Raw genomic sequence first — 13,594 nt, forward strand, 5'->3', positions numbered from 1 at the left:
CCGCGCCGCTCGAAGAGCTGCGTGCGGCTACTTCTCGCAGCCGACCCCGTCGCCGTCGCGGTCGAGCTTGCCGCTGTACCCGGGGTCACCGGCGTAGATCGGGTCCGCCCCAGCGGCGCGGACGGCATCGCAGTTCTGGTAGTGGACGGAGCCACCCGTCGGCGCCTTGGTCTGCACGGCCGCCGCTTCTGCCGCGACGCGGGCCGCCTCGGCGTCCGCAGCAGCCTGTGCCTGTCGCGCCGCCTCATCGGCTGCAGCCTGCGCAGCGGCAGCCTCCGCAGCCACTCGCTCGCCCTCGATCCGCTGCTCCTCGGAGGCACGGACCTGCTGGACGGTGGCGGTCACGCCGGCGAGCCGCTCGTTGACGGCGACGGTCCGGCTCCGCCAGGTCGCCACCATCGCGCCCGGGTACCGGGCGGACTGCTCACCGTCGAGCAGCGCAGCCAGCGCTGCACCGGTCGCGGCGGCGGCCGCGAGGGCCGACCCGTGCCGGTCGACCTCGACGATGCCGGCGCCGGCCGCGAGCGCAGCCGCGGCGTCGGCGGCCTCCGCGGTCGCCTGCTCCAGAGCCTCCACCTGCGCAGGCAGGGTGCACGGTGCGCCGACCCCGAACAGCCCGGCCGACGCGTCGATCGCTTCCTCCTGCGCGGCCGTGACCTGCGCCGGGACGTCCTCGGTCGGGTCGGCGTAGGCGAGGCCCAGCCGGACCAGCTCGGCGCTCACCAGGACGTCGTCCGCGAACACCGCCGCGACGATGTCCTCGGAACCACCCGCCGGATCGCTCGGTTCCAGCCGGACCTCCGTGCCCGTCTTCAGCAGGTCGCCCAGCGCCGCCGCCGACTCTTCCCCGAGGCACTCGTCGGGAGCGGGGACGAGGAGCCCGGCCAGCGTCACCGTGCTCGTCGCGCCGTCCCGCTCGACCTCCACGGTGCGACCGTCGAGCACCGCGACCACGGTCGTGGCGGCGGGCGTCGCGTCTGCGCCGCACCCGGCCTGGGTCATCGCGACACCCAGGGTGAGGAGCGCAAGCGTGACGGTGCGTCGGACCGGACGGCGAGGAGGCATGCCCTCCTCATCGGCGCCGCGTCGTCCGTGCTCGACCGGTGGGCTCGCCGTTCCCCCGTCCGCGTGACCCCGGTCAGCGGGCGAGCCACCCGCCGTCGACGGGCAGCACCGCGCCGTGGATGTAGTCGGCCGCACGGGAGCACAGGAACAGGACAGCACCGGCGATGTCGGTCGGCTCGGCCCAGCGGGCGGCGGGGATGCGGGCCAGGATGGCGTCGCTGCGCTCGGCGTCCCGGCGCAGGTCGTGGGTGTTGGCGGTGGCGACGTACCCAGGGGCGACGGCGTTGACGTTGACCCCGCGGTCGGCCCACTCGTTGGCGAGCGCCTTGGTCAGGCCGGCGACGGCCGACTTGGAGGCCGCGTACCCGGGCACGTTGATCCCGCCCTGGAAGCTGAGCATCGACGCGGTGTTGACGATCTTCCCGCTGCCCCGCTCGAGCATGCCGCGGCCGACCTCCCGGGACAGCGTGAAGGCGGCGCGCAGGTTGACGCTGAGGACGTGGTCGAAGTCCTCGTCGGAGTGCTCGGCCGCGGGGGTGCGGCGGATGGTCCCGGCGTTGTTCACCAGGATGTCGACGGGGTGGGCGGCGAGCTCGGCGGCCAGCTCCGCGACGCGGGACCCGTCGGACAGGTCCGCCGCGAGCGGCGTGAACGTGCGTCCGAGCGACTCGACCGCGGCGCGGGCAGGGCTGTCGCCGGAGGGCATCTCGTGGCTCACGGCGATGATGTCCGCGCCGGCAGACGCGAGCGACTGCGTGATGGCCAGCCCGATGCCCCGGCTGGCGCCGGTGACGACGGCGAGCCTCCCCTCGAGGCTGAACAGGCTCTCGAGGTAGGCGGCGGACGTCGGGGCGAGGGTCATGGGTCGGTGCTCTCTGGTCGGTTTCGGGCGTGCTCGTCCGCTGCACGGCGTCGGCCGTGCAGTTCGTGCGGGGTTCCTACGGGGTGGTCAGGCGCGGTAGCCGAGGGCCGCCGAGATCTTGTCGGCCGTCTCGATGGCCAGCGGGGCCATCGCCTCGACCTGCTCCAAGGTGTGCTCGAGGGTGAGCGTCGAGATGCTGAGCCCGTACCTCGTCGTCCCCGTGTGGTCCCGGATCGGCGCCGCGACGCACACGACGCCGGGCACGTTCTCCTCCCGGTCGAGCGCGTAGCCGAGGCGTCGGATGTCCTCGACCTCCGCGCGCAACCGGTCGAGCGTCGTGATCGTGTGCTCGGTCCGCTGGGCGAGCCCGGCCCGGGCGACGAGGCGTTCCAGGCCCTCGTCCGTGTAGCCGCCGAGGACGACCTTGCCGATCCCCGACGTGTGCAGAGGGAGGGCGTGGCCGACGCGCGAGGGCATCTGGTACGGCTTGTCGGAGTCGCTGCGGATCAGGTACACGATCTCGTCCCCGTTGACCGCGCCGACGTGCACCGTGCAGTGCACGACCTCGACGAGGTCGTCGACGAACGGCTGCGCGATCGACGAGATGTCGATCCGCTGCAGCGCCCGGCCGGCGAGCGACAGGATCTTCGGCCCCGGCAGGTACGTGCCCTCCGGCGAGACGGTGATGAACCCGGAGTCGGCCAGGGTGGTCAGGATGCGGTGCGCCGTGGCCTTGGCCAGACCCGTCGCCTCCACCACGTCGCTGAAACGCGGGTGGTCGAGGGCAGCCTCGAGGACGAGGAGGGTCTTCTCGCTCGCGCTCGCCGACGAGGCGGCGGAGGTCGCGGCCGTGTGGGTTTCCGTCTTGTCGAAGGCCATGGTTGTCATCCTGTCGCCTCAGCGCATGTCCGCGATGGCGAAGCCATCCATGTCGTCGAAGGACTGGTTCTCGCCCGCCATCGCCCACACGAAGCTGTAGCTGGCGGAACCCACGCCGGAGTGCACCGACCAGCTGGGCGAGATGATCGCCTGCTGGTCCGCCACGATGAGGTGGCGGGTCTCCGACGGGTGTCCCATGAGATGGATGATCCTCGCCTCGGGCGCCAGGTCGAAATACAGGTAGGCCTCGGTGCGCCGGTCGTGCGTGTGCGCGGGCATCGTGTTCCACATGCTGCCCGGGTGCAGCGTGGTGACACCCATGACGATCTGGCAGCTCCGGACGCCGTTCTCGTGGATGTACTGGTTGAGCGTGCGCCGGTTCGAGGTCAGCGCGTCGCCCAGCTCGCGGACGATCCCGCCGCCGGGCTCGACCAGGGTCGTCGGGTAGGTGGTGTGCGCGGGAGCGGAGACCAGGTAGAAGCGCGCCGGCTCGCTCGGGTCGGACGACGACAGGACGACGTCGACCGCGCCGCGGCCGATGTACAGGCAGGCGCCGTGCGCGAGCCCGTACGACGTGCCGTCGACCGCCACCGCGCCGGGGCCGCCGACGTTGACGATCCCGGCCTCGCGGTGCTCGAAGAAGAACTCGGAGCGGATCTCCGGGAAGGTCGGCAGCGAGATCGGGCCGGTCACCGGGCTGGCGCCGAGCAGGACGACCCGGTCGTGGTGCGTGTAGACGGACGCCACCTCGTCGTCGACGAAGAGGTTCTCGACGAGGTACCGGCGACGCAGCTCGGCGGTGTCCATGCCGGGCACGTGCTCGGGGCTCGTGGCGTAGCGCTGTTCCATGGAGGGCCTTTCAGTGGGGTCGGCTAGAGCAGGCCGAAGAGGCCGGGCAGCCAGAGGGACAGGGCAGGCACGAAGGTCACCAGCAGGAGCACGGCGACGAGCGCGATGAAGAAGGGCATGAGCCGGGCGATCACGGACTCGACCTTCACGCCGGCGACCTGCGCGCCGACGAACAGCACGGGCGCCGATGGTGGGGAGATGATCGCGATGCAGAGGTTGAACGTCATCATGATCCCGAAGTGCACGGGATCGATCCCGTACTGCATGGCGATCGGCAGGAAGATCGGCGTGAAGATGAGGATCGCCGGGGTGGCGTCGAGCGGGATCCCGATGATCAGCAGGACCACCATCATGATCAGCAGCACCACGAACTTGCTGTCCGTGAACCCCAGCAGCGAGTCCGCGATGAGCTGCGGGATCTTGGTGAAGCTCATGACGAACGACATGATCGACGAGACGCCGATCAGGAAGATCACCACGGAGCTGGTCCGGGCCGCGGCGTACAGGATGTGCGGCAGGTCCGAGAGCTTGATCGCCCGGTAGAGGAACCCCAGCAGGAGCGCGTAGACGACCGCGATCGCGGAGGCCTCCGTCGCGGTGAAGAACCCGGCGATGATGCCGCCGATCACGACCACCACGAGGGTCAGCGACGGCAGCGCCTGGACGAACGTCCGCCCCAGCTCACCCAGGGTGGCCCGCACGGGCGCTCGGAGCTCGGGGTGCTTGCGCGCGTAGAACCAGACGACGGCCATGCACGCGACGCCCCACAGGATGCCGGGGATGTAGCCGGCCATGAACAGCGCCCCGACCGACGTGCCGCCGCTGGCCAGTGCGTAGACGATCAGGATGTTGCTCGGCGGGATGACCATCCCGCTCGGCGCCGAGGCGACGTTGGTCGCGGCGGAGAAGGCCTTGTCGTAGCCCTCTCGTGCCTGCATCGGCGCCATCGTCGTGCCGACGGCTGCCGCCGCCGCGATCGCCGACCCGCTGACCGAGCCGAACAGCATGTTCGCCAGGACGTTGGTCTGGGCGAGCGGGGCCGGCGTCCGGCCGACGAGGACCTTCGCGAGGTTGATCAGCCGCGTCGCTATCCCGCCGTTGTTCATGATCCCGCCCGCGAGGACGAAGAACGGGATGGCCAGCAGGGCGAACGAGTTGACGCCCGTGAACATCCGCTGCGCGGAGGTGGTGGCGCCGTTCTCGAGCCCCAGGACGAGCATCATCGAGATGGCCGACGGGAGGCCGATGCTGATGCTGATCGGTGCGCCGATCACCATCAGCAGGACCATCCCGCCGATCATGACCGCGCTCACCAGCGCGATGTCCGTCACAGCTCCACCCCGTCCTCTGCGGCGATGTGCTCGACCCCGGTGTAGCCCGGGGAGAGCGTCCTGATCAGGTGGTAGACCAGGTAGAAGGTCAGCAGGACCCCGGAGATCGGGACCGCGAGATAGAGCACCCCGGCCGAGATCGGCAGGACGGGATTCAGCTGGTGCATGGTCTGGGCGGCGTTCAGCCAGCCGCCCCAGACCATGACGAGCAGGGCGAACGTGAGCGTCGCGAGGTACGCGACGATCTCGAGCACCCGCTGAGCCGCGAGGGGCGCCTTCTGCACGAAGTAGTCGATCGCCACGTCGGCCTTCTCGCCCGTCGCGATCGAGATCCCGATGAGGCTCAGCCAGATGAACACGTAGCGGGCTGCCTCCTCGGACCAGATGCTCGGGTTCGACAGGACCAGGCGCGTGAAGACCTGCCAGGTCACCAGGACGACGAGGACGGCGAACAGCGTCACGCACGTCGCTCGCAGGATCGCGTCGAGAACCGACTTGAACCTGACGAGCAGCGACGGCGTCGCCGGGTTCTCCGGGCTCTCGGGCCTCTCGGGGCTCAGCGGGTTCTCGGTCACTCCGCGGCTGCCCGGACCTTGGCGTGGATGTCCTTGATGAAGTCGTTCGTGAGCTTCGACTGCGTCAGCGGGGCGATGGCCTCGGCGAAGGCCTCCTCGTCGACCTCGTTGAACTTGGCGCCGGCGTCGATGGCGTCCTGCTTGGCGACGTCGATCTGGGTCTTCCAGAGGTCGCCCTCCTCCTCGATCGCCGTGGCGATCTCCTCGGCGAAGATCTCCTGGACGTCCTCGGGCAGACCGTCCATGACGGCCGGGTTGGTGATGAGGTAGTCCGGCAGCATGAGGTGCTTGGTGTAGCTGTAGTACGGCGCGACCTCGGAGTGCTTGACGCCCGAGTAGGTCAGCTCGTTGTTCTCCGCGCCGTCGATGACGCCGGACTGGATGGCCGTGTAGACGTCGCCCATGCCCATCGGGGTGCCCGTGGCGCCCATGAGCTTCATCATCTCGATGTTGGTCTCGGACTCGATGACGCGGATCTTCATCCCCTCCATGTCGGCGGGGGTCTCGATCGGCTTGGTCGCGTTGTACATCGAGCGGATGCCGCCATGGAACGAGCCCAGGACGCGCAGGTCCTGGTCGTCGAGCGACGCGTAGAGCTCGGAGACGATCTCCGGGTCGTTCGTCGTCTCGCGCTGGTGGTCCTGCGAGTCGAACGTGAACGGCAGGTTGAAGACGACGAAGTCGGGGTTGTAGTTCTCGAGCAGCGGGGCCGCCACCATCGCGAACTCGATCGTGCCCGACTGCACCAGCTCGATCGTCTCCTTCTGGGCGCCGAGGGTCTCGTTCGGGAACACCTCGAGGTCGTAGGCGCCGTTGGTGCGCTCCTTGATCCGGTCGCCCATGGCGTCGATCGCGACGTACTGCGGGTGGGTCGGCTGCTGGTTGAAGGCGACCTTGAACACGGTCGTCGAGACGGCCTCGTCGGTGGACCCGCCGGTCTCCGACGCTCCGGGCGTGGCGCCGCTGCTGCAGGCGGCCAGGGTGAGGGCGGTGGCGCCCAGCAGTGCGGTGATCGACACGGCCTTGCTTCGCATCATGGGAGGACTCCTTCGTCGGCTCACGCAGGTGAGCGCGCTGGTCGAGCAGCGAGGGGGAACGAGAGGTGCTTGCCGAGACTTCGTCGTCGTCGGGGACAGGCTGCGGTGACTGTCAGAAATGGAACTCGGTTCCGTACAGCGGAAAAGGTAGATAGTCTCGCCCTGCTCGTCAAGTCACCGTCGACCACCGGAGGATCCATGCCGTCGCTGCGCCACCTGTTGCTCTCGGGCTACATCGCCGCACCCGAGGACCCCGCGGACGAGGACGAGTTCTTCGCCGGCCTCGTCGACCTGGGCATCGGCGGCATCGAGCACGCCCTGCCGGTGGAGGGGACGCGCAGCCTGGAGCCGGCGTGGGTGGCCAGGAACCTGCGGCCCGAGTGGGACGTCGTCGTCTCGCTGGTGCCGACGATGATGCCGCGCCTCGGCGTCGCGCCGACCTACGGCCTCGGCTCGCTCGACGAGGACCAGCGCGCCCACGCGCTCGCCGACGTCGCCCGCGCCCGCGACCTGGCCGTCAGCCTCGCGCAGGCCGACGGCCGCCGACGGGTCAGCGCCATCGAGGTCCACAGCGCACCCGGCCCGCGCGGCGGCTCGGTCGAGGCGTTCTCCCGCTCGCTCGACGAGATCCTCGGTTGGGACCTGGCCGGCGCCGAGGTCCTGGTCGAGCACTGCGACGCCTACGTCCCCGGGCTGACCCCCGCGAAGGGCTTCTGGACGCTCGAGGACGAGCTCGCCGTCGTCCGCTCCAAGGGCCTGCCGGTCGACGTCCTCGGCATGTGCGTCAACTGGGGCCGGTCCGTCATCGAGGGCCGCAGCACCACCACCGCCGTCGAGCACACGCAGGCCGTCGCCGAGGCCGGGCTGCTGCGCATGCTCGTGCTCTCCGGCGCCACCGGGGCGGACACCCCGTGGAACCCGCCGTGGGCGGACATGCACATCCCGCCGCGCTCCGACGACCACCCGGCCCTCGCCGCCTCCGCGGACTCGCTCATGGGGCTCGCCGAGATCACCGAGACCCTCAGGGTCGCGGGCGACGTGCCGCGGGTCGGCGTCAAGGTCGGCGTCCGGCCGACGGACGCGGACGTCGCCACCCGCCTCGCCGTCGTCCGCGCCTCGCTGGAGCTGGTGGCGGAGGCCCGAGCGGCCGTCTGACGGCGATCGTCACGCCACGGCGGCGTGCTCCCGGCCGAGGCGGGTGAGCGCCGTCGCCAGGCCGAACCGCGCGGCGAGGACGTCGAGGCTGGTGAGGCCGGCCGCGCCGCGCTCGCTGTGCACCGCGACGAGCGCGGGAAGCAGGTCGTCGTGCGGGACGGGCACGGTCGCCTCGAGGAGGGTCTCGGTGCCGTCGGTCACGAGGTAGGACATCGCGGGTCCGAACTCGTCGGCCGGCGCCACGCGGAACCGCACGGACCCCACCTCGACGGGGGCCGGCAGCGGCTGACCGCTGACGTGCCCGATCTCGAGCAGGTCCCGGATCGCCTTCGCGCCCTCGGCGTCGAGCCCGGCCGAGGCGTCGAGGGAGTCCAGGTCCGCGAGCACGACGCACGACTCGGTGGGCTCGACGGAGCCCGGGTGCCAGGACGCGTCGACCTCGAGCGCGAGGAAGCCGCCGCTGACCGAGAACGCGTCCCGGATCAGCGCGGCCCGCTCGTCGGCGGACAGGCCGCGCATGGGGTGACGACGGGTGGTCCCCGCGGAACCGCACGAGCACGAGAGAGTGATCATGGGTCCAGGGTGCAACCGACCACTGACATGCTCGCGCCGCACACGCCGCGAGCGGCGATCACGCCCCGTCGTCGTCGAGGTGCCGCTCCCAGAACGCCTGTGCCTCCTCAGGACGGCCGGCCTGGTCCAGCCACGTGGCCGCGGTGCCGGCGGCCTGGGTGCTCAGCCGCGTCGCACCAGCTGCCCGTGCGCGCACGGCGACGTCGTCGAGCAGCGCGAGGCCCTCGGCGTCCCGGTCGAGCTGGAGCAGGGCGACGCCGCGCAGCCGCTCGCTGTCGAGGGCGCGGGTGCGGTCGTCGAGCGCCTCCCACGCCGCGGGCAGCCCGTCGAGGGCGTCGAGCGCGCGCTGGTGCTCACCACCGTGCTCCAGCAGCTGCGCGGACAGGGTCCGCAGCGCGGCGTCCTCCCACGCGAAGTCCCACGAGGCCAGGTCGCCCGCCGACGACGGGTCGGCGAGGATCCGGGCGTGGGCGGCCTCGTTGGCGCCGCGGGTGTCCTGCAGGTCCGCGAGCGCGGCGTCCAGCCCGTCGGCGTCGAACCGCGCCCAGATCCGGTCGCGGCGGACCACGAGCGCCGCGGCGTCGAGGCCGCCGACCTGCGCTGCGTCCAGCGCCTCGGCGTACAGGCGGGTCGCCTCGACGGCGTCCACGGTCTCCCGCAGGCCGGCGAGCCGGTGCAGCGCCGGGCAGGCGAGCGCGGGCGTCGCGTCGGGACCGGTGGCGAGCTGGACCGCCTCGCGCGCGAGGGCCTCCGCGCGGTCCGGTTCCTGCAGAGCCGACGAGAGGCGGGACGCCAGGTCCAGGAGGGTCAGGCGCTGCTCGGTCCGGTAGGCGCGCTGCCGACGGGGCACGGCGCCGTCGGCGGGGACGATGGCGAGGGTCGACTCGGCCAGCTCGACCGCCTCGAGCTCGCGGCCGTGCCGCGCCATGAGGTGCGCGACGAGGGTGCGGCAGTCGATGGCGACGTCGCTGAGGTCCTCGTCGAGGGCGGCCGCGGCGACGGCCATGGCGTGGGCCTCCGCCTGCTCGTGGTCACCCGACGCGACGAACGCCCGGACGCGCGCGGCCTCGACGTGCAGGGCGAGCGCAGGCGCACCCGCGGTCCGCGCGACCGCGGCGGCGTCGTCGAGGAACCCGAGCGCACCGGCGACGTCCTCGCCGGCGAGGCTCGCGCCCGCACGGCCGACGAGCACCTGGACCCGCACCTCCGGCTCCTCGCCGTCCTCGACCGGCTCGAGCACCGGGCCGTCCGGCGCGGTCGCGAAGCGCAGGCGCGCGACCAGCCCGCGGTCCTGCGGGGTCAGGTCGCCGACGCCGGCGAGCAGGTCGAGGGCCTCGGCGCGCAGCCGGGCAGCGACCTCGTCGGGCGCGTCCACGGCCAGCCGGGTGCGGACGAGCGCTCGCTGGCTGCTCGTCCCCGTGGCATCGACCGCGGCCAGCACGGTCGGCAGCTCGACCGGCAGCCCGGCCTGCAGGTCGCCCAGCAGCTCGACCAGCACGGCCTCGGCCTCGTCGCCGAGCCGGCGGTAGAGCGATGCGGCGCTCTGCCGGAGCGCCGGCTCGGGGTCGGTCGAGCTCCACGCGACGAACGCGTCGAGGTCCGCGCGGGCACGAGTCGCAGCCGGCTCCGCGTCGCGACGCGCCACCCAGTGCGCGGCCAGCCGGTCCCACGTCGGGCGGTGCGCGACGCGCTGCGCCAGGGCGGCGAGGTCCGCCAGGGCGGCGACGTCCAAGGCGTCGAGGTCGACGTCCTCCTGGAGCGCGGGATGCGCCGGGACCCGCGGCAGGTCGAGCGGCGGGGTGGACGTCCGGTCGGGATGCGTCGACCCGAGCGGGAGGGCCGGCAGGTCCGGTGCCGTGATCCACGCCCGGACCTGGTCGCCGACGGTCGTCGTGCCGTTGCGCTCGTCGAACCGGGCCGCCGTGCTCAGCGCCTGCGACTCCACCCGCGCGAGCAGGTCGGCTGCACTCTCGGGCTGTCGGCCACGCCCGCGGACCAGCCGGTCCCCGTCCCCCGCGGCGACGACCGTGCGCAGCAGCCGCGTGGCGGCGGCGGCGAGCTGCATCCCCGTCATCGGCGACGACGGCCGGTCCAGCGCGTCGAGCTGCTCCGTCAGGACGTCCAGACCGCGGCTCACGTTGCCGGAGCGGGCCAGCACCTCCAGGTGCCGGGCCACCGCGCGGGTCTCACCGGGGTTGCGACGGCTCGCACGGTAGGCGCTGCGGTGCAACGCGGCCGCGGTCTCGACGTCGCCGACCTCGACGATCGACGCGAGCGCCATGCTGACCGCCCGCTGCGGCTGCTCGGAGCACCCGACCTCACCGCGCACCACCGGCCCGAGCTCGTCGACGGACTCCTGGTGCCGTCCGAGGTCGGCCAGGTGCGTGATGCGCACCCCGGGCTCGCAGCCCTCGCAGTCCGACAGGCTCGTGCGCGGTGCCCGTCGCCACGCGACGTAGTCCTCCTCCGCCGCGGCCGCGCCGTGGACGTGCGCGCGCAGCACGTACGCGCAGCCGAGCACGGGGCTCAGCCCCTCACCCGCGGCGACGTAGCGGCGACGCATGCCGTCGAGCACCGTCTCCAGCTGGTCCAGCGCGACCTCCGGGTGGTCGACGAGGTCGACGACCATCCACTTGTGCAGCCAGAGCACCCGGTGGCGGTCGTCGGCCGTCAGCCAGTCGGGCTCGGCGTCGTACTGCTGCACCACGAAGGCGAACGGCGCGAACATCCGGTGCTTGGCGGCCGCGTAGAAGGTCGACTCGATGAGCTCCAGCCGGGCGCGGAACCGCATCTCGTCGTCGCCGGACGCGTCGGCCACCCGGACGAGCTCCTCGGCGGCGGCGTTCCGCTCGAGCTGCGGGGTACGGGTCACCTGGTCCAGCAGCTGCTGCACCTCGGCTCGGGTCACGGTCACGCGGTGGTCCCTCCGGGTTCGGCGTCGACCGCGCGGTCGAGCAGGGCGTTGAACGAGCGGTCGATCAGGGCGGTGTCGGCGGGACGGAGCCGACGCCCACCCGCGAGGAGCGCGCGGCCGTACAGCGACTCGGCCGCGACCTGCCGCAGCGCCGCGTCCTGCAGGACCAGCACCCGACGCACCGTCGGGTTGGTGTCGTTGAGCAGGAGCCGCGGGCGGTCGCTGCCGCCGTCGTCGAACGCGCCCAGCAGCGCGCTCCACACGTCGTCGGCCTCCGCGGCGGCGGCGCGGACCTCCCGCCTGTCGCGTCGGTCGCTGTCATCGACGAGGAGCGCGGGGAGGCTGACGGGCGCGAACGCGCGCAGCTCGACGTCCACCTGGACACCGTCGAGGGCCGCCCGGACGTCGGCGAGCGCGGCGGCGACGTCGCGCAGGCGCTCGTCCGGCACGAGCCGGACGTGCCCGTCGATGTCGGAGGGCACGACGACCTGGACGACGGCGGCGGGCTCGACGTCGACCAGCCGCCGCACCAGCTCCAGGTCGAACGTGTAGCCGCCGTTCACGACGGCGACACCCTGCGCGGCCAGCACGGAACCGACCTGGCGGAAGTCGTCGACGGTCGCGGCCACGCGCACCACGTCGGTCGTCCGCATCAGCTCCGGCAGCGTGCAGCGGCCCTGGTTGGTCTCGAAGGGCAGCAGCGGCAGCAGGATCCGGAGCAGCTCGTCGTCCTGCAGGGCCATCGCCTTGACGGCCACTTGGTGGACCGCAAGGAACTGCTGCATCCGGTCGGGCTGCGTCGCCGCCATGCGCACCAGCCACGCGCGCACCTGCGCACCGATCTCCGCGCGGGTGTGCTCGAGCAGGTCGTCGTCGAACAGGCCCTCCCGGTTGGCCGTCGGACGCAGGAGCTGGGAGTCCACGGCGCACCGGACGAAGAACGCCCACTCCGGGACCAGGTCCGCCACCTGGTCGGACAGCAGCATGCCCTTGAGGTGCACGCGGTGCCGCCCCTGGCTGGCGCTGGCGGCGCGGTGCCCGCCGATCACGGCGACCCCGTCGAGCCCGGCCTGCGGGACCCGGACGGGCAGCACGTGGAAGGGCTCGCCCCCCAGCTCGGCCGACGCGAGCTCCACGCACGCGGCCCGGCGGCGCTCGGGGTCCTCGATCCGCCACGGCGGCGTCTGCAGGCTCGCGTCCACCGGGCCGTCAGCGGTCCGCACGACGACGCGGTGCGGCAGGTAGGAGCCGAAGTGCCGGGCCAGGTCGACCACGGACACGGTGTCGAGCAGGTGCTCGGTACCCCGGCGGGGAGCCAGCGTCACGCAGGTGCCCGGTCCGTCCGCCAGCCAGGCCGCCCGCTCGTCGTCGGCCGGGAGGCCGTCCGTCAGCGTCGACAGCTCGTACGTGCCGTCCGCGTGCCCGACCCACCGCACCCACGGTCCGTCGGCCCGTCGGGACACCACCTCGATGTCCTCGCTGACCATGAAGCAGCTCAGCAGGCCGATGCCGAACTGCCCGAGCAGGTCGGAGCGCGCCAGGCCCAGCTCGTCGCGCTTGCTCGACCGGCCGATCGTGGCCAGGAACGTGCGGACGTCGTCCTCGTCGAGCCCCACGCCCGAGTCCATCGCGTGCAGCCGCCCGTCGGCCGCGACGTCCGTCGGGACGAGCAGCAGCGCCGGCCGCTCGTCGGCAGCGCCCCGCACGGTCACGGCGTCGACGGCGTTCTGCATGAGCTCGCGGACGTACACGCGCGGGCCGGAGTACAGGTGGTGGCTCAGGAGGTCGACGATGCCGCGAAGGTCGACCTGGAACGTGCTCTCGTCCTCACGCACGCGTGAACTGTAGGGCAGGCGTCCAGGGCGCCGGCAGCGTTTCCGGGTGCGCGCGCGGGACGACCCCGGACCGTGGGGGTCCGGGGTCGTCCCTGTGTCGTCAGCGCCTCACTTGTAGGTGATCGACGAGGTGGAGTAGCCGCACGCGGCCGAGGGTCCGGATCCGATCTTGGACGGTTCGCCCGAGGTCACGCCCTTGTACTCCTCGCAGATCACGATCTTCTTGGACGCGTCGTTGGAGATCGTCACGTTCGTGATCGTGGCCTTGTCGCCCAGGTTGGAGTTGATCCCGACCAGCGACTTGCCCGGTGCGGTCACCTTGATGTTGTCGATGACCACCGTGCGCGCGTACTGCTTGGAGCAGTTCCCGCACGAGCGGTACAGCTTGCCGAAGTCGGTCACGGTGAAGTTCTTGATCACGAACCTGCCCGGCCCGTTGTGCTGGAACACCTTGTCCGAGGCGCCCTTGGCCCCACCACCGTTGACGGTCATGACCTGCGAGGTCGAGGACCCCTTCAG

The 13,594-nt window shown here is 72.3% G+C and carries 12 protein-coding genes; 1 reads left to right on the forward strand and 11 read right to left on the reverse strand.

All coding sequences use genetic code 11. The features are described from left to right. Positions 1-27: 27 nt before the first annotated feature. The 7 genes from CXY01_RS21235 to CXY01_RS17755 all read right to left on the reverse strand — a co-directional run bounded on the left by CXY01_RS21235 (position 28) and on the right by CXY01_RS17755 (position 6,598). Positions 28-1,002, reverse strand: a complete 975-nt coding sequence (locus CXY01_RS21235; protein ID WP_146930064.1) for an excalibur calcium-binding domain-containing protein — start codon at positions 1,000-1,002, stop codon at positions 28-30. Between the two features lie 136 nt (positions 1,003-1,138). Continuing rightward, entirely contained in the window at positions 1,139-1,927 is a 789-nt protein-coding gene (locus CXY01_RS17730; RefSeq protein WP_146930067.1) for an SDR family oxidoreductase, read from the reverse strand. 87 nt (positions 1,928-2,014) lie between these two features. Further along, the gene (locus CXY01_RS17735) at positions 2,015-2,806 is read right to left on the reverse strand and encodes an IclR family transcriptional regulator (protein ID WP_146930070.1); all 792 of its coding nucleotides are present in this window, start codon (positions 2,804-2,806) and stop codon (positions 2,015-2,017) included. Between the two features lie 18 nt (positions 2,807-2,824). Then, the gene (gene kduI / locus CXY01_RS17740; RefSeq protein WP_146930073.1) at positions 2,825-3,655 is read right to left on the reverse strand and encodes a 5-dehydro-4-deoxy-D-glucuronate isomerase; all 831 of its coding nucleotides are present in this window, start codon (positions 3,653-3,655) and stop codon (positions 2,825-2,827) included. A gap of 23 nt (positions 3,656-3,678) precedes the next feature. Then, positions 3,679-4,986, reverse strand: a complete 1,308-nt coding sequence (locus CXY01_RS17745; protein ID WP_222594583.1) for a TRAP transporter large permease — start codon at positions 4,984-4,986, stop codon at positions 3,679-3,681. Then, positions 4,983-5,561, reverse strand: coding sequence for a TRAP transporter small permease (locus CXY01_RS17750; RefSeq protein ID WP_146930076.1), 579 nt, complete (start codon positions 5,559-5,561; stop codon positions 4,983-4,985). Before CXY01_RS17750 ends, CXY01_RS17745 begins: the two co-directional genes overlap by 4 nt. Next, positions 5,558-6,598: a TRAP transporter substrate-binding protein gene (locus CXY01_RS17755; protein ID WP_146930079.1), complete on the reverse strand. Its 1,041-nt coding sequence runs from the start codon at positions 6,596-6,598 to the stop codon at positions 5,558-5,560. The genes CXY01_RS17750 and CXY01_RS17755 overlap by 4 nt, the downstream gene beginning before the upstream one ends. Positions 6,599-6,796: 198 nt before the next feature. Here CXY01_RS17755 and CXY01_RS17760 point away from each other — a divergent pair, with 198 nt between their 5' ends. Continuing rightward, positions 6,797-7,753 carry a DUF4862 family protein gene (locus tag CXY01_RS17760; RefSeq protein ID WP_146930082.1) on the forward strand — a complete coding sequence of 319 codons (957 nt, stop codon included), beginning with the start codon at positions 6,797-6,799 and terminating at the stop codon, positions 7,751-7,753. 9 nt (positions 7,754-7,762) lie between these two features. Here the strand turns inward: CXY01_RS17760 and CXY01_RS17765 are convergent, their stop codons facing one another. The 4 genes from CXY01_RS17765 to CXY01_RS17780 form a co-directional block, all read right to left on the reverse strand. Continuing rightward, positions 7,763-8,326 (reverse strand): hypothetical protein, encoded by a 564-nt coding sequence (locus CXY01_RS17765; RefSeq protein WP_146930085.1) that lies wholly within the window; start codon positions 8,324-8,326, stop codon positions 7,763-7,765. Between the two features lie 58 nt (positions 8,327-8,384). Then, a complete protein-coding gene (locus CXY01_RS17770; RefSeq protein WP_146930088.1) occupies positions 8,385-11,240 on the reverse strand; it encodes a hypothetical protein in 2,856 nt (951 codons plus the stop codon). Next, complete coding sequence (locus CXY01_RS17775) at positions 11,237-13,075, reverse strand: HSP90 family protein (protein WP_146930091.1); 1,839 nt, start codon at positions 13,073-13,075, stop codon at positions 11,237-11,239. The genes CXY01_RS17770 and CXY01_RS17775 overlap by 4 nt, the downstream gene beginning before the upstream one ends. A gap of 108 nt (positions 13,076-13,183) precedes the next feature. Further along, a partial coding sequence (locus CXY01_RS17780) for a pectate lyase (RefSeq protein ID WP_186813450.1) occupies positions 13,184-13,594 on the reverse strand: 411 nt, incomplete at its 5' end.

Origin of the sequence: Cellulomonas xylanilytica (assembly GCF_007989805.1) — a bacterium.
GTDB classification, from domain to species: domain Bacteria; phylum Actinomycetota; class Actinomycetes; order Actinomycetales; family Cellulomonadaceae; genus Cellulomonas; species Cellulomonas xylanilytica.